At 58.1% G+C, this 16,905-nt stretch carries 14 protein-coding genes and 1 pseudogene; 11 read left to right on the top strand and 4 right to left on the bottom strand.

All coding sequences use genetic code 11. The annotated features are described in order from the left end of the window. Positions 1–14: 14 nt before the first annotated feature. A complete protein-coding gene (locus BLT69_RS08980; RefSeq protein ID WP_092648850.1) occupies positions 15–1,559 on the bottom strand; it encodes a carboxylesterase family protein in 1,545 nt (514 codons plus the stop codon). 20 nt (positions 1,560–1,579) lie between these two features. On the opposite strand from BLT69_RS08980, the gene BLT69_RS08975 reads away from it, so the two are divergent. From BLT69_RS08975 to purL, 8 genes are all read left to right on the top strand, one after another. Then, on the top strand, positions 1,580–2,239 hold the full coding sequence (locus BLT69_RS08975; protein WP_157886394.1) for a TetR/AcrR family transcriptional regulator: 660 nt from the start codon (positions 1,580–1,582) through the stop codon (positions 2,237–2,239). Positions 2,240–2,534: 295 nt separating this feature from the next. After that, positions 2,535–3,533 (top strand): VWA domain-containing protein, encoded by a 999-nt coding sequence (locus BLT69_RS08970; RefSeq protein WP_092648849.1) that lies wholly within the window; start codon positions 2,535–2,537, stop codon positions 3,531–3,533. After that, positions 3,523–4,713 (top strand): hypothetical protein, encoded by a 1,191-nt coding sequence (locus tag BLT69_RS08965; RefSeq protein ID WP_092648848.1) that lies wholly within the window; start codon positions 3,523–3,525, stop codon positions 4,711–4,713. Before BLT69_RS08970 ends, BLT69_RS08965 begins: the two co-directional genes overlap by 11 nt. Before the next feature lie 161 nt (positions 4,714–4,874). Further along, complete coding sequence (purD, locus tag BLT69_RS08960) at positions 4,875–6,212, top strand: phosphoribosylamine--glycine ligase (protein ID WP_058237319.1); 1,338 nt, start codon at positions 4,875–4,877, stop codon at positions 6,210–6,212. Positions 6,213–6,258: 46 nt separating this feature from the next. Then, positions 6,259–7,158 (top strand): phosphoribosylaminoimidazolesuccinocarboxamide synthase, encoded by a 900-nt coding sequence (locus BLT69_RS08955; RefSeq protein WP_058237318.1) that lies wholly within the window; start codon positions 6,259–6,261, stop codon positions 7,156–7,158. Positions 7,159–7,216: 58 nt separating this feature from the next. Then, positions 7,217–7,495, top strand: a complete 279-nt coding sequence (locus BLT69_RS08950; RefSeq protein WP_058237317.1) for a phosphoribosylformylglycinamidine synthase subunit PurS — start codon at positions 7,217–7,219, stop codon at positions 7,493–7,495. An 8-nt stretch (positions 7,496–7,503) separates the two neighbouring features. Then, complete coding sequence (purQ, locus tag BLT69_RS08945) at positions 7,504–8,238, top strand: phosphoribosylformylglycinamidine synthase subunit PurQ (RefSeq protein WP_257525574.1); 735 nt, start codon at positions 7,504–7,506, stop codon at positions 8,236–8,238. Between the two features lie 156 nt (positions 8,239–8,394). After that, positions 8,395–10,794 carry a phosphoribosylformylglycinamidine synthase subunit PurL gene (purL, locus tag BLT69_RS08940; RefSeq protein WP_058237315.1) on the top strand — a complete coding sequence of 800 codons (2,400 nt, stop codon included), beginning with the start codon at positions 8,395–8,397 and terminating at the stop codon, positions 10,792–10,794. 93 nt (positions 10,795–10,887) lie between these two features. Here purL and BLT69_RS08935 read toward each other — a convergent pair whose 3' ends face one another. From BLT69_RS08935 to BLT69_RS11265, 3 genes and pseudogenes are all read right to left on the bottom strand, one after another. Continuing rightward, on the bottom strand, positions 10,888–11,637 hold the full coding sequence (locus tag BLT69_RS08935; RefSeq protein ID WP_058237314.1) for a GntR family transcriptional regulator: 750 nt from the start codon (positions 11,635–11,637) through the stop codon (positions 10,888–10,890). Positions 11,638–12,520: 883 nt separating this feature from the next. Further along, the gene (locus BLT69_RS08930) at positions 12,521–13,399 is read right to left on the bottom strand and encodes a LacI family DNA-binding transcriptional regulator (RefSeq protein ID WP_257590313.1); all 879 of its coding nucleotides are present in this window, start codon (positions 13,397–13,399) and stop codon (positions 12,521–12,523) included. 3 nt (positions 13,400–13,402) lie between these two features. Then, positions 13,403–13,534 (bottom strand): annotated as a pseudogene (locus tag BLT69_RS11265) (LacI family DNA-binding transcriptional regulator); the annotation flags it as partial. Between the two features lie 264 nt (positions 13,535–13,798). Here BLT69_RS11265 and BLT69_RS08925 point away from each other — a divergent pair. The 3 genes from BLT69_RS08925 to BLT69_RS08915 all read left to right on the top strand — a co-directional run bounded on the left by BLT69_RS08925 (position 13,799) and on the right by BLT69_RS08915 (position 16,900). Beyond that, positions 13,799–15,079, top strand: coding sequence for an ABC transporter substrate-binding protein (locus BLT69_RS08925; protein ID WP_157886393.1), 1,281 nt, complete (start codon positions 13,799–13,801; stop codon positions 15,077–15,079). A gap of 131 nt (positions 15,080–15,210) precedes the next feature. Continuing rightward, positions 15,211–16,017 carry a carbohydrate ABC transporter permease gene (locus tag BLT69_RS08920; RefSeq protein WP_257590312.1) on the top strand — a complete coding sequence of 269 codons (807 nt, stop codon included), beginning with the start codon at positions 15,211–15,213 and terminating at the stop codon, positions 16,015–16,017. Between the two features lie 7 nt (positions 16,018–16,024). Beyond that, positions 16,025–16,900: a carbohydrate ABC transporter permease gene (locus tag BLT69_RS08915; RefSeq protein WP_092648846.1), complete on the top strand. Its 876-nt coding sequence runs from the start codon at positions 16,025–16,027 to the stop codon at positions 16,898–16,900. Positions 16,901–16,905: the final 5 nt, after the last annotated feature.

The raw sequence follows: 16,905 nt of genomic DNA, 5'->3' as shown, positions 1-16,905 counted from the left end.
GACGCTGCCGGTCGCTAGAAGTACAGGCGCACCTGCGCGGAATGCGGATCCCACTGCGGCCACGGCGCACTGTGGTGGCGAATGAAATACACCCAGTCCTCATGCATGGAGAGACTGTCCTCGTCCAGTTCCCCGTCGTAAACCGGCGCGTCGAAACTGTTGCGCAGCGTGGTGAGCGCGGATTGCGGCGGCTCGATGTCAGTGGGGATGCGTACCAGCGCGGTCTGGGCTTCTGGATTGTGGTGCACATCGAATGAGAACGGCAGATCGAAGCAGTGCTGGGAGAGTTGACGCGGCCACGGCCATTGAAAACAGTAGCGCCAGGTAGCAGCGCCACCCTCGTCCCTGGACTGCAGGCAGCGACGAAGCGGGGCGTGGACGAGCGGCTCGGTGCTGATCGCTTGGTTCAGGATCTGGCGAGGGTCGCGCAAGGCGCTCCAGCGTGCGACGAATCGCCGGGCATCGTCCGCGGTCCAGCCGCACGTCTGCAGCGCGGAGGCAATGGCTGCGGCCTGCTCGGTGGTGGCCGGGTTAGTGCCTGTGTCGTTTTCACCTGCGAACTCGTGCGCCGTCGAACCGATCAACAGTGGCACCGAGGTGTGGCCGGGCGTACGCGCAATTGCGGCCGGATGATCAGGCAGGACTGAGTCTCCGATGACGGGGCCGAAGGGGGAGCGTTGCGGGCATTCGATGGTGAGTGGATTGCAACCGTCAGCGTCACCCTGCATCTGTGCCGTCTCGCCCAGCGCGATGATGAGGTGCTGTTGAGCGGAGTAGATGGTTTCCTCGCTCAGGGAACACCAACCGTCGAGGGTGGCGGGGATACCCGCTGCGAGGGCCATGTGTACGGCCGTGACGTGAGAGTCGTCAACGGTCAGCGTGATGGGCAGGGGAGACTGACAGATGGCGGCGTGGAATAGCCCCTCGGCTTGCCCGGATGCCATGAGTGCGTGGATGCAGGCTGCTCCCGCGCTGTGACCTGCCACGGTGACGTTATCGGGGTCACCGCCAAAGCTCGCGATATTGTCTCGCACCCAGGTCAGCGCCATGATCAGATCGAGCAGCGCTCTGTTCGTGGGCGCATCGGAGCCGTCGACCCAGCCGAAACCGTCGAAGCCAAGGCGATACGACACGCTGACCGTCACGATGCCGTCGCGGTTGAAGGCGTTCCCGTCGTACCAGGGGGACGAGGGAGACCCTGCGACGTATCCACCGCCGTGGATCCACACCATGACGGGTGCGCGCGCATCGGTGCGGCCGGGATGAGGCGTAAAAACGTTGACCAGAAGCGTGTCATCGCCGGCGATTGACGGTTCAGGGATGGTGGTGACATCAAGGAGCGCGTGCCTCTGCGCAGTGGCGCCGGGGCGCGTGGCGTCGATGGGCTGCTCCCAGGGTGAGCGGCACCGTGGGGCGAGGAAACGCAGAGGACCGGTCGGTGGCTGCGCGAAGCGTGAGGAGGCATTGGCGCCCGCAATATGGTCGCTTTGTTGCTGTTTTGTAGCGTGACAGCATGTCGAAAACCGGTGAGCTGCGCATGGTGATTGAAAATGAGCCATCCTCGGGGAACAATCACACTATGGCCACACGCGAAGAACCACGAAAGCGCCGTCAGCCGGGACGTCCTCCCGCCGGCAGTGAAGACAAGCGCGCCCGAGTCCTGCACGAGGCGGTCGAGCTTTTCGCTCATCAGGGATATGCGGGAACATCTCTGGCGGAGATCGCGCGGGCAGCGGAGATCTCCAAAGCCGGGTTGCTGCATTACTTCCCGTCCAAGGATGCGCTTTTCGCGGCCGTTCTGACCCAGCGTGACCAGAAAACTCACGAGGAATTCCTCCTCGATTCGACCGACGACCCGTGGAAGCTCCTTGACCAGTGGGTGCACCTGATTGAACGGAATGTGCAGGATCCCACCGGGGTGGCGCTCTACTCGGTGATGAGTGGCGCTGCCGTGAGCGATGAGCATCCGGCTCATGAATGGTTTACCGGTCACCTCGCCACAACGATTGAAATGTTGACCCGCGCTTTTGATGAGGGGAAGAAAGCGGGAACTGTAAGACCGGATGCGCCGTCTCGATCTCTCGCGCGCTGTCTGGTAGCTCTTTCTGACGGGCTGCAGGTGCAGTGGCTGGCGGCCCGAGCGTGCCACGACAAAGACAAGGCCACCGTGTTCGGCACGGACCTGGTCACCGAAACCCGCATGCTTGCCCAGGCTATTCGCAGTACGTGGGGCATGTAAGTCGAAACTGGTCGGGCGCTTCTTTGTGGGTCGCCCCAATGTACTCGCGCAAGGGTGAGGCACATGTGATGACACGAGCGTAACGGATGGAAAACGACTTGAGCATCATGGGTCGTGATGGATGTTCCAATTCTCAGATTTCCGCTACTGTGGTACTTGCAGACCTGAGTTTCTGCGCGAGAAGTCCCCTGTGGCGGAAGCGATCTTCACGGGGAGCATTCTTCGCAGGAGGTTTCCACTTGTGGGAACGGGTCGGCGCACCAGGCAACCGAGCTGAGGCGAAGGAGATAGACGCGTGATTTTCCGCCCCATTGTCTCCCTGTGGGTCCTCGCCATCTTCTTTATTGCATGCGTGGCACTGTGCGTCTGGGGCGCTCGCAGACGTGCGATGAGTTCGCGCGTGAATCTGGTTCGCCGCCTTCTGATCGTCTCACTCATGACATTCATGCTTGCCGGCCCGTCCATCAAGCAGGAGTCGCACAGCACCACCTCGGATGTTGAACTGTGGTTCGTTATCGACCGCACCGGATCGATGGCGGCCGAAGATTATGGTCCTGACCGTTTGCCGCGCCTCGACGGCGTCAAAGCGGATATTGCCACGATCGTTGACCACATGCCTGCCGCCAGGTTCTCAATCTTCACGTGGGATCGTGACATTGAGCGGGTTTTGCCCGTCACCAGCGACATCGGCGCGATCGACTCGTACATGCAGAGCATGGGCCAGGAACTGTCCTCCTCGTCCCAGGGCTCATCATTGGCGCGCCCTGTGAGTGACCTGCGCAGCTACCTCACCAAGGCTCAGGAATCGCGCGGCGGAAACTCGCGCTATGTCGTCGTCATGGGCGATGGGGAGAACACCGAGGATGCCTCGCAGGGAGTTGGGGACTGGCGTTCAGTGGCAGAGGCATGTGACGGTGCGCTGGTCATCGGGTATGGAACTGCCGAGGGGGGCCGGATGAAGGCGCGTTCACTCGATCAATCCCAGTCCGGCTACATCCCCGACCCACAGGACCCTTCCAGGGACGGGATCTCATCTGCGGATGAAGGTGCCTTGCGTGAGGTCGCCAGTCAGCTCGGTGCTGACTATGTCCATTCGCCCGATAACGGGTCGATTATTGACCATGCTGCTCAGTTCAACTCTGAGGGCAAGCTGATATCGGAGTCACGTGACACAGTTGAGGTGTACCGCTACTACGTCTGGCCGTTCGCATTGGTGTTTGCCGTGTTGCTGGCATGGGAAGCCTCGGCAATCGTGGCCCGCATGCGCAAGATGAGGAGGGCTCATGTCATCTGATCAGCCACCGTACGACTCTGCTCGTCCGCAATCCTCTGCGGGCGGCGCCAGTGCGCAGGCTCCACATGACGATGCCAGCGCGCATCCTTCGCGTGCAGGTGCGTCGTCGCACGGTGGGCGCTCTGTCGGTAAAGCTGCGTCGAAGACCCGTGCCCGCGGGTCGCTCGCATTATTGTGGTGGACGTTGCCGCTCATGCTGATCGTCTTGCTGGCAGCGGCATTCCTGATCGGATTGACACTGTGGTCGCACGCATCTGGGGTGGCATACCGCTCCGGAAATTACGACAAAGCGATGGGCGGCTACGACGGTCAGATGACGGTCACTCAGCGCGGACCGGAGCGGTGGCTTGCGTTCTACAACAAGGGCACGACTTTCCTGGCTGAAGGCGAGGTTGACGGCGGTGTTTCTCAGTTGTCGACTGCGTTCGAGCTGGTGCCCAAGGCCGTCAAGAACGAGGACGGCACGATCGAGCCTTACTCCTATGAATGCATGGTCAGGAATAACCTGGCCGTTGGAAAAGAGATCATGGCTGACGGGCTGGAAGCTCAGGGTGATCATCTGGGCGCGCGTGATACCTACGACGAGGCGCTCGAACTGATTCAGATCTGCCGGGCGCCCGATGATACCAGTCAGCCGCAAAGTGGTGACCAGTCTCAAAGTGGTGACGAGCCGCAAAGCGATCAGTCACAAAGTGGCGATAATTCCCAAAGCGGTGATCAGTCCCAGAGCAGTGACCAGTCGCAAAGCAGCGACCAGTCGCAAAGCGGTGGCGGATCGGATTCGGACTCCGGCTCAGATTCAGATTCCGACTCTGATTCCGGTTCTGATTCGCAGTCCGATCAGCAGTCCTCGCCGGCGGATCAGACAAATGACCGCATTTCACCTAAGCGCGATCGTGCGAATGACCAGCTGCCTGACGGTCAGAAGGATCGAAAGGACGGGGAACAGGACGATTCTGATGGCCAGGGTGGCGGCACCCGTCAGCCCCAGCCGAAGCCCGATCAAGGCAATGATCCGAACTCCACGCCTGCTCCAGAAAAGCGCGAAGATCCGTACGCGGATGAAACCCAGGAGGAGAAGGATCGCCGCGAGGAACTCAACCGGCGCTCGAAGGAAACCAACAGTGACGTCGACCCGTTGGATGGCAGCCGCGACACCAGGCCGAATGGCAAGTGGTGACGCGACCGGCTTAGACAGAGATCGCGTACAGGCTCCGCCGTATTTGTCCGGTCATATGTACTCGACATAGGACATGACAAAGCCTGTGGGGGTGACTGGTCTAACCGAAAGTAGGGGACTGAGGCGTCGTTTACGGCCTGACAGTTCGGTAGGCTGAAGGTGTGAAGGTTCTGCTCATTGGCAATGGTGGGCGCGAACATGCCATCGCGCGCGCACTGATCCGTACTGGCGCACACTCCCGTGTTCTGGCTGAACGCGGCACACCGCTTGAACTGTTCGCTCAAGCCGGAAACCCCGGAATCGACCGCATCGCCACGCCCGTGGACTTCGGTGATGCCAACCCCGCTGACCCGAACAGCTCGGACGCCATCGCGCAGCGCGCACGCGACCTGAACGCTGACCTGGTCATCATCGGACCGGAAGCCCCCCTCGTCGCCGGACTGGCTGACGCGGTTCGCGCGCAGGGCATCGCATGCTTCGGCCCAGGCAAGGAAGCCGCCCGCCTCGAAGCATCAAAATCTTTTGCCAAAACTGTCATGGACGAGGCCGGCGTCGCCACTGCCCGCTCCTTCACCTGTCAAACAATGGATGAGGTCGACCAGGCGCTCCGCACATGCACCACCCCTCACGTTGTCAAAGACGATCAACTGGCCGCAGGCAAAGGTGTGCTGGTTACCGCTGACTCTGACGCTGCACGCGAACATGCGCGCCACTGTCTGGATCGTCCCGACGGTGCCGTTGTCATCGAGGACTACCTCGATGGGCCGGAAGTCTCCCTGTTCTGCATCAGCGACGGTACACACGTCGTCCCACTGGTTCCGGCACAGGACTTCAAACGCCTTCAGGACGCCAATGAAGGGCCGAACACCGGTGGAATGGGTGCCTACTCGCCGCTGCCGTGGCTCCACGACGGACTTGCCGACGAGGTTGTTCGCACCATCGCAGAACCAACGGTGCGCCGCATGGCGCAGCGCGGTACGCCGTTCACCGGTCTGCTGTACTGCGGGCTGGCGATGTCCTCGAACGGAGTGCGTGTCGTCGAATTCAACGTCCGCTTCGGTGACCCGGAAACACAGGTCGTCCTGGAGCGCCTCGAATCCCCACTGCTTGACCTGCTCGACGCAGCATCGCGCGGTACCCTTGACCAAGTCGCGGCCCCGACCTGGAGTGACGATGCGGCAGTCACCGTCGTCCTGGCCTCACCTGGATACCCCGTTCGTGCGCGCACCGGCCAAACGATCCGCGGAGCCGAAGCCGCAGAGGAACTCCCCGGAGTCCACCTCATCCACGCCGGCACGAAAAGTGTCGGCGCAGCGCAGGACAGTGAAGCGCACGCCACCCTCGTCGCTGATGGGGGACGCGTACTGGACGTCGTGGCGCGTGCAGCAACCATTGACGAGGCGCGGCGCGCAGCGTACGAGGCAATCGGGCGCATTGACTTTCCTGAATGTCAATTCCGGCGCGACATCGCGCAATGGCCAGACGGACTCAGCGCCTAGGCGCACGCATATCAGCAGTTCAGCGCAAGGAGTGAGGGAGAAGAAAATGAGTGAGGCAGTCGAACTGGACGGGTGGACACACGTTAATTCTGGCAAGGTGCGTGACCTGTACCAAAGTGAGGACGGGCGCGTACTCCTGATGGTCACGTCGGACCGTATCAGCGCCTACGACTATATTCTGCCCACCGAAATCCCCGGCAAGGGCCTGGTGCTGACAGGACTGTCGACGTGGTGGATGAACAAGCTCGATTCGATTGTGGGGAACCACCTGCTTGATGAGCCGGTGCCCGCCCAGGTCGCAGGGCGCGCAGTAGTGTGCAAGAAGCTCACCATGTATCCCATCGAATGCGTGGTGCGTGGATACCTGACCGGCTCCGGTCTGGCGGAATACAAGCAGTCCGGCACAGTGTGCGAGATCCGCCTGCCGGAAGGCCTGACCGAAGCTTCGAAACTGCCTGAACCGATCTTCACCCCCGCAGCCAAGGCTGAACTGGGTGAACACGACGAAAACATCTCCTTCGAGCGTGCAGCCGACATGGTGGGGCGCGACGTGGCGGCAGCGCTGCGCGACACGTCCATCAAGCTGTATTCGGAGGCGGCGCGCATCGCTCGCGAGCGCGGCGTCATCATCGCTGACACCAAGTTCGAGTTCGGTGTGGATCCTGACAGTGGCGAGCTGGTCCTGGCTGATGAGGCACTCACGCCGGACTCGTCGCGTTTTTGGCCCGCCGACCAGTGGGTTGAAGGCCAGGTGACCCCCAGCTTCGACAAACAGTATGTGCGCGACTGGCTGACCTCCGCAGAATCCGGGTGGGATCGCGCCAGTGGCGAGCAGCCGCCGCGCCTGCCTGACCGGATCGTTGAGGCGACACGTCAACGCTACGTCGATGCGTACACGCTGCTCACCGGTCAGGCACCGGAACCGGGCAACCAGCCACGTCAGTGAACCGTTTGACAGAGCTACCACATTAACCGCCGACACCTTAAGAAACCAGGAGGACCCAGTGGGCCGAATCATTGTTGAAGTGATGCCGAAACCAGAAATCCTTGACCCGCAAGGAAAAGCAGTCGGATCCGCACTGCCGCGACTGGGAATTTCCAGTTTCACATCTGTGCGTCAGGGCAAGTGCTTCCACCTGGATGTGGAGGGCGCCGTCACGGATGAGCACCTCGCCCAGGCACGCCGCGCCGCTGAAGAAGTCCTGTCAAACCCGATTATTGAGGACGTCGTGCGCGTCGAAGAACTTCTCGTTGACGAGGGCGCTCACGGTGATGCGCAATGAGTCCGAAGGTGAAAATCGGAGTCGTGACTTTCCCGGGCACGCTCGATGACCAGGATGCGGCTCGCGCTGTGCGTCTGGCCGGAGGTGAGCCGGTGCGCCTGTGGCACAAGGACACGGACCTGCAGGGCGTGGGCGCAGTAATTCTGCCCGGTGGCTTTTCCTACGGTGACTACCTGCGGTGCGGCGCCATTGCAGCGGTGTCCGCCATTATGGGGCCGATCGTTGACGCGGCCCGCACAGGCATGCCGGTGCTGGGCATCTGCAACGGTTTCCAGGTTCTGTGTGAGTCACACCTGCTGGAAGGCGCACTGATCCGCAACACGCACCAGAAGTTCATTTGCCGCGATCAGACGCTGCGTGTGGAGAACGCGGACACCGCGTGGACCTCGAGCCTGACGCAGGGACAGACGATCACAGTCCCACTCAAGAATGGCGAAGGCTGCTTCCAGGCTGACGCCGACACGATCAAGCGGCTTGAGGATGAGGGTCGCGTCGTGTTCCGCTACGTGGATGTCAATCCGAACGGGTCGGCTCACGACATTGCCGGCATCACGAATAAGCAGGGCAACGTTGTTGGCCTCATGCCGCACCCCGAGCACGCCGTGGAAAGCGGTTTCGGACCGGTTCGTCGCGCGCAGCGCTCGAAATCATTCGGCGGGGACGGCTCCGTTGAGGTTTCCGGACATGGCGGCACCGACGGCCTGACACTGTTCGCTTCCGCACTGGCCACATTGGTGGGGTAAGTGAGGCATGACGACGCAGCGGCGTTCGCCCTCGTCCATGACCCCGCTATCCACAACCCATACACAATTTGATCCACAGGGAAGCAGGCGCGACGGCGCCACCGTCCACAAGCATGTGGACACAGCCTGTGGACAACTGAGAATCTGGAGCTTGACATGACCCCCACACATGACGCTGACCGCGGCGCGGCAGGCGCGCCTATCCCGGTCGAAACCCCCGACACCGTTGAGGACGCCGCGCGCACGCCCGACACAGCGATGCCCTACCGCGAACTCGGCCTGAAAGACGACGAATACCAGCGCATCTGCGAGATCCTGGGACGCCGCCCCACCAACGCGGAACTGGCCATGTACTCGGTGATGTGGTCCGAGCACTGCTCATACAAGTCCTCGAAGAAACACCTGGGCGAACAGTTCGGCAAGAAAACCACTGACGACATGCGCGAACACCTGCTGGTCGGCATGGGACAGAACGCCGGCGTCGTCGACGTCGGCAACGGCTGGGCTGTGACATTCAAAGTCGAATCGCACAACCACCCCTCATTCGTGGAACCCTATCAAGGTGCTGCCACGGGTGTGGGCGGCATCGTCCGCGACATCATGTCGATGGGTGCACGCCCGGTAGCCGTGATGGACCAGCTGCGTTTCGGCGCACTCGACCACCCGGACACCGCCCGTGTCGTGCACGGCGTGGTGGCCGGTGTCGGCGGATACGGCAACTGCCTGGGCCTGCCGAACATCGGCGGCGAAACCGAGTTCGACCCGTCCTACCAGGGCAACCCGCTGGTCAACGCCCTGTGCCTGGGCGTGCTGCGTCACGACGATATCCACCTGGCGAACGCGTCCGGTGAAGGCAACCTGGTGGTGCTGTTCGGTGCACGCACCGGTGGCGACGGCATCGGCGGCGCCTCGATTCTGGCGTCGGAAACCTTCGACGACGGCATGCCCACTAAGCGCCCCTCGGTGCAGGTCGGTGACCCCTTCATGGAAAAAGTGCTGATCGAATGCTGCCTCGAGCTGTTCGACGCAGGCGTGGTGCAGGCCATTCAGGACCTGGGCGCGGCGGGAATCTCGTGCGCCACCTCGGAACTGGCTGCCAACGGCGATTCCGGTATGCATGTGGATCTTGAGAACGTGCTGCTGCGTGACCCGACCCTGACAGCCGGTGAGATCCTCATGTCCGAATCGCAGGAACGCATGATGGCGATCGTGACCCCTGAAGATCGTGAGCGCTTCTTCGAAATCATCGACAAGTGGGACGTGGAAGCCGCCGTGATCGGCACGGTCACCGGTGATGGCCGCCTGACGATCGACCACTTCGGCCAGCGCATCGTGGATGTGGATCCCAAGACCGTGGCGAATGAAGGACCGGTCTATGACCGCCCGTACGCGCGTCCCGCATGGCAGGACGAGCTGCAGGACAACACTGTGGAGGCAGCCGGCTTGGCGCGCCCGCAGACTGCCGCCGAGTTGGATGAGGCGCTGCGCACGGTGCTGTCGGACGTCAACCAGGGGTCGAAAGCGTGGGTGACAGATCAGTACGACCGTTACGTGCAGGGCAACACGGCGCTCGCGCAGCCCGATGATGCCGGCGTGGTGCGCGTCGACGAAGAAACCGGTGCGGGCGTGGCGCTGTCAACGGACGCGAACGGCTGGTTCACCAAACTTGACCCGTACGAGGGTGCCCGCCAGGCGCTCGCGGAAGCCTACCGCAATGTCGCGACGGTGGGTGCTCGCCCCGTGGCAATCACGAACTGCCTGAACTTCGGTAATCCGGAGGATACGGACGCGATGTGGCAGCTGGTCACCGCGATGGAAGGCCTGGCTGACGGTTGCGTGGAGATGGGTGTGCCGGTGACCGGCGGAAACGTCTCCCTGTACAACTCCTCGGGAACGGAAAAAGGTCAGTTTGATTCCTCGATCAACCCCACCCCGGTGGTCGGCTTGCTGGGCGTGATGGATGACGTGCGTCGCGCAAATCCGTCTGGCTGGACCGCTGAAGGGCTGGCTGTGGTGCTGCTCGGCTCCACCCGCGATGAGCTGGACGGGTCGGCGTGGGCACGCATCGTGCATGATCACCTCGGTGGCCTGCCCCCGAAGGTTGATCTGGAAGCCGAGATGGCATTGGGCCGAGTCCTGGAAGCACTGTCTGCGGCTGACGGCCCTGATGGACAGCCTTTGATCCGCGCGGCACATGATCTGTCGAATGGTGGTCTGATCCAGTCGCTGGTGGATTCGGCGCTTCGTTTCGGCATCGGCGGCAGTTTCGACATCGCGCAGGCAGCTGGCATCGCAGGCGTGGATGACTTCGTCATGTTGCTGTCTGAGTCGCAGGGCCGAGCGATGGTGGCCGTGGCCGAAGAATCCTTGCCGGCGGTGTACGCAGCTGCAGAGGCTGAGGGCGTGCAGGCGGCGCGCATCGGCACGACCGGTGGCGACATGGTGGTGATCACCGGCGGTGACGTACTGACTGATTCAGGCAACGGCAACGGCTGGATGGCTGACATCACCGAGCTTCGCGACATGCAGGAAAGCGCGCTGCGTTCGCGTTTCTAGGTCGCCGGTTCGCGGCGGTCGGGCGCCCTCGTCAATAACTCTTTTTGGAGAATTGGCGAGGGCGACGCCGTGTGTTGATCGAATCGTCGGGCGTCAGTTGGATCGCTGCGCGCGGACGACGCGTGCGCTCATCACTGCCGGGTTCTGATAGATCAGCGTGACGGCAACGGCCAGGCCGTCGCGCACTTCGGCGGTTTGAGTGGATCGCAGGATGGGGGTGCGCAATTTGATGCCGAGCGTTTCGGCAACTGCCAGCGGAGCGCATATGGCTTCCACAGTCGCGTCGTTGCGTTCGATGCGGATACCCCATTCGTCGGTGAGTTTGGTCAGCGTGGTCACTGACTCGATCATCGGGCTCGGATCCAGGTCAACGCCGTCAATGCTGAGCGGAATGTGATCGTAGACCAGCATTGCGGGAGCCCCATCCACACCGATGACGCGCGTGATGCGCCAGCATTCCTTCTCAGAGGTGGGTGGCAGAAGCGCGCGCACAATCGTGGGTGGCGTGACTTTTTCGCACGCGGTATCCAGGTAGGAAACCTGGTGGCCGCGCTGGACGAATGTGCCGAACACGGTGTCGATTGACTGGACGTCGACGAAGACCTGGTCAATGTGCTGAGGGAGCTCGGCGGATTTGCGCACGAATGTACCGGCACCCCAGCGGCGTTCCACTTTGCCTTCAAGCCAGAGCTGTTCGAGGGCTGCGCGCACAGTGGTACGCGACACCGACAGCAGTGTGGCGAGGTCTTTTTCCGAGGGAAGACGGTCACCGGGCTTCAGATGCTGGTCGATGTGAGATCGCAGTTCCTGGCATGTCCTGGCGGACAAGTGTGTTTCTTGCATCAGGGTCATCTTATTGCAGTACGGCGGGTTTTTCCCTGTGGCGTCGGTCGGGCACACCGCAGGTTAGCACCTCCGTGAATCTTCATGCAGCTCACGCCAGTTTTAATAAATTTCGTGTGCAAAACCGACGTGTCTAGGTCTCACGGAAGCCACGTGTACACGCTCAACACGGATGTTCTTGCTGGAGTGCTCTTGCTGGGAGATGTTGCGTTGACAACGCGCCGCAAGCGCAGTGATGTGAAGTAACACTGTAGGTTTGCTCCCGGGCTGAGGCAGGGGAGCGGGCACACCCTCATGCGGGGTCACATGTGACCAATGCTGCGTCAAGTGCGCCCGATGCGCGTGATGAGCCACTGTTGAGAAGACAGAGTCTGCTGCGCTCAAAACCTCCTTTCTATGGTCGAGGCAGCTTATGCAACAGATTGGACAGCGACTATCAAAAGAAACCACACTTGCGAAACCTAGAGTAGTCACCTACCTGTGTGTCGCTTATCTTTCAGCCCGCATTCGGACTAGGTGGATATACGCCCAGACATGCAGCCGCCGCCAAGATTAGGCCCATGGTGAAAGGGCTAAAATTTAGCGGTAAAAATTCTGGCACCCTACAAAAGTCCATACGCAAAATGGCTGGGAAGAGATCGTGATACTGGCTTCGAGACAGTAGTGTTTGAAACCGTTGTCAGGATTACAAAGCCTCATACGAGAGCAAGCGGATGCCTAGTGGCATTGTAGACCAATTCGCGAAAACTAGCTTCTGTGCGTGTCAGCGAATAAATGCCAGGTGATTGCATGTGTTTGAAGCAGAATCGCGTAGCTTGTGGCAAGGGATAGTAGCTTTCAAATTAGATAGCTGCTTGTGTATCAGCGTGAAAGGAATCCCGCTTCAGTTAAGTGGTTGTGTACGTGAAATCTCTCCTGAGCCGCGCTTGATCAGCCGCGTCGATACCACAACCGACTGATCCTGAACCCGATTGTTCTCAAGCATATCCATTAGGATGGCGGTAGCAATTTGTCCGATCAAAATTGGATTCTGCGCAACTGCAGTCATACCTGGATCCAGTTCTGCGGCAAGTTCTATATCGTCGAATCCAACCATTGCTATTTCTTCGCTACGCTTGGTCGCTCGAAGCGCTTGAATAATGGCCACATTAATTCGGTTTCTGGAGCCAATGAACGCGGTGGGTGGATTATTGGATTCCAAAAGCGATACAGCTGTCTCTCTCGCCTGTATTGGGTCAAATTGGTCGAGGCGAATAATAGCCTCAGTGGTGTCTATTGTTGCCTCCTGAAGCCCTGCTAGGAATCCATCGCGACGAGCGGTCATCGGAACCGAGGCTTCGTCTCCTAAATACGCTATACGTCGGTGTCCATACGAAATCAAGTGACGCGTGGCTTGTCGCATTCCGTCATAGTTGTCCGAGATAACGGAGGGAATCTGCTCGAAGTCGGATGGACGGTCGACGATAACGATCGGTAAACCGGTTTCTGCCGCTGCACCCAGATACGATTGGTTTCCTGGTGGAGGTGCGATAATCAAACCATCGATTTGGTGTGCGCGCATTGTCATGACGAGCTCGCGGGCGTAATCCCGATCGTCATCATTACTCGCCGTAAGAGTTAGAGATCCAGAGTCGCGAAGAGATTTTTCGATTGAGCGATGAAGCTCTGCAGAAAATGGGTTCGCGACGTCTCTTAGAATTAGCCCAATTGTCCAATGGGTGCTCTTTTTCCCCCTCAGCTTAGATGCTGACAGGTTCGGCACGTATCCGAGCTGCTCAACCGCGCGAAGTACACGCTTCCGCATAGTAGAGTTAACGTTATCAGTTCGATTTACGACCCTTGACACCGTCATTGGACTAACCCCTGCGGCTTTGGCAACATCCTTTATCGTAATCATCGTTCTTCAATCGTAGCATGGTCTATTTGCTCAACATTAAAGGCTTTCGAAGGCTCGTCTCGAGGAGTGGTGGAGGGTCGAAAGCCCGAGAGGCCTCAGCAAAAATAAGGCTGCTTTTACTTGGGCAGAGGTTTCGCGTAGTCTTTCGTGATTTGCGTATAGCAACGATGCGAGGTAACGTTACCTCTGCGGATGGGCTTCCGTAATATTGATTCTTAGAAAGGGACGATGATGTCGAGAATTCGAACTGCATGCACTGGGATTATGGCTCTGAGCATCATGCTTTCTGCTTGTGGAAGCGCAGGTGGTGAGTCATCTAATGCAACGTCTGGTGAGGCGAAAGCGTCCGGGGAGCTGGAAGGGAAATGTACAATTCTACAGTATGAGACAACAGCTACTGCGCAGTACAAGGGGTGGCAAAAAGGGCTGGCAGAGTTTCAAGAAGAGAATCCCTCACTTGATGTGGAGTGGTCGTCGACCAATTTTGAGTCTTTCCGCTCGAACGCGAAGGTTCTGCTTTCGGGAGGAAACGTGCCTGATGTTGTGCTCGTTAACACGGGTAATGCGGATGCGGGCCAGTTAGCATCCCAGGGACTTCTTGATCCATTGACGGACCTTGTGGAGGAGAATGGCTGGGATAAGGAGCTGAATGGGGCTGTATCAGCCCTAGCAAAATACGATGATAATGGTAATGCGGGAGCTGGTGAATGGTATGGCGTGCCGTCGACTGCAAGTTACTATACATTTTACTACAATAAAGACTTGTTAGCTGAGCATGGCATCACTGAAATGCCAAGCTCAATGGCCGAGCTAGAAACAGTGTTCGATGATTTGCTAAAGGCTGGGGTCACGCCAATTTCCTCGAATGCGGGCGAGCATGCTGTATTGCAGACATGGTGGCAGCTGATCTCGCAAGATGCTTCGCGAGAAGAAGTCGACAACTTCATTCTGCTCGCCGGCCCCGCAGACATTACGGGCGGTGCGTTTGCAGAGGGGACGAAGCACCTCGAAGAGTGGATTAGCAAGGGGTACTTGGGTCATCAGCTTGCTGGACTGAAAGGTGATGATATGGAGCGAGCCTTTATTGCTGGCGAAATGCCTTTTATGGCAAGTGGCACTTGGTCCTTTACTCGAATCAACGAAGAGGCTCCGTTTGAATGGGGATTGTTGGAATTTCCCGAAGCGAAGTTAACGGCGGGAACCTCGGGACATTTGTGGGCGATTCCGAGCGACGCTAAGAACAAGGAATGCGCGAAAGCGTGGATAGAAAAGACTCTGAGTGAATCGGTTCAAGGTGAGATTGCAAGAATTGGTGGAATTCCGGTCGTGGTGGATCCGTCGACTATTGAAGATGAACGCATGAAAGAAATGAATGAGACGTTCCAGTTGTTAAAATCTGAAGATCGCCTGTCTTTCTACCCTGACTATCCAGTTCCCGGACTTCTTGATTATCAGATGGCTGGGCTGCAGGGACTTGTGTCTGGATCGCAGAGTGGCGAAGAATTCCTCGCAGGAATGAAAGACTACTACGAGAGTAACAAGTGAACTTAAATAAGTTAATGCTCTATCGAAAGAAGCGACCTATGAGATGGAGAGATAAAGAGCGACGTAGTTATTGGGCCTATTTATCACCATTGGCTATCGGTTTTTGTGTAGTGGTCCTACTTCCTCTCATCGTGAACACACTTTTGAGCTTCTATAGCTGGAAGGGTGGTAAGGCTGAGATGAAATGGGTTGGAGTGTCAAACTATGTAGATCTAATGCATGATAAACTATTTTGGTCATCTTTTGTGAACACTATATACATGATTTTCGCGATAGCGATTATACCGACTGTGATTGGTTTGATCCTGGCGGCTACCCTGTTTGACTTTATCGGCAGGCATTTTAATAGTGCGATAGCGTCATTTTTGAGGGCCACATATTACATTCCGCAGATTTTGCCTGTCGCCGTGGCGGGCGTCTTATGGAGTTGGATTTTAAACACTAGAGATGGAGCACTAAATGAGATACTCCGTGGTGTAGGTACAGGACTCGCGCCTGACTGGCTGGGGAACACGGACTTAGCGCTGTACTCAATCATGTTGATGATGATATGGCTGCAGATCGGATATCCGGTTGTGATATTCATGTCAGGTTTGCAGAGAGTTGATCCGTCTCTGTATGAGGCAGCTCAGTTAGATGGAGCGGGCTGGTGGAAGCGATTCAGGCATATTACCATTCCGAACATCCGTGCCGACATTTTCGTTGTTGTTCTGACAGCAACTATCGGCGCGATAAAGTTGTTCGCGCCTGTGATGGTGCTGACCCGTGGAGGACCTGAATTCTCGACGTACGTCCCTTCTTTCTTCTCGTACAGGAACTTCTTTGAGCTATCGAAGGTTGGCTATGGAGCGGCATCTGCGACTGTCTTGGCGGTAACGATCTGCGTCATAGCTGGTGGGCTTGTCTATTGGCAGTCGAAGGCAATTGAGGAGGAGTAAGAGTTCGATGCAAAAAACATCTCAGTATGCTCGCGATGCCTATAAGGCGAGGAAACCGCTTTCTTTTATTTTGACTAAATATGGCGTCTTAGTAATTGCCGCCCTTGTAGCCGTATTGATGCTTGCTCCCCTGTATTTGGTGGTGATTAACTCGTTCAAGAGTCCAGCTGAATATTCCATCAATGGCCCGGTAGCTCTACCAGAGCAGTGGACTGTGAGTGCGTTTCAGCGTTACTTGGAAACGGTTAATTTTCCGAGACTTCTGTTTAATTCCATAGTTACAGCAGGTGTAACTTCTCTAGTCGGCACGTGTTTGTCACTTCTGGCTGCTTACGCACTTGGTATTGGTCGAATCAAGGGGCGTACTGGAGTTATTTTTGTCCTCTTGATCGCAACGATGTTGCCACAAGAGGCACTCTTGTATCCTCTATTTTACGGTGTTCAAGCAATAGGCCTCCATAACTCGATCTGGTCGGTTGTTATTATTTTCTCTGTTCTGCAGGCAGCGATGGGGACTTATCTGTTGTCCTCCGTAATGTCTACATTTCCGAGAGAAATGCTTGAGGCGGCCCAGGTGGATGGTGCTGGTCGTTTCAGGGTCCTAATTAGCATTGTTTACCCGATTATGCGTCCTTCGCTCTCTGTTTTGCTGGTGTTTTTCTTCGTCTGGACGTGGAATGAATTCCTGATTCCGATGATCATGCTGGTTGGACCGGATTCTCAGACTTTACCAATTGCTCTGGCAAATCTAAAGGGACAGAACACGCTTGACGTGACCCAAATGGCGGCCGCATCTCTGCTCACGTTGTTACCCACGCTCATTTTCTTCGCGTTCTTCCAGAGAACGTTGACGAGGGGCGTCACTGCTGGAGCAGTTAAGTGAAAAGG

The organism is Schaalia radingae, assembly GCF_900106055.1.
Taxonomy (GTDB): domain Bacteria; phylum Actinomycetota; class Actinomycetes; order Actinomycetales; family Actinomycetaceae; genus Pauljensenia; species Pauljensenia radingae_A.
This window is presented reverse-complemented; position numbering and strand designations above follow the sequence as displayed.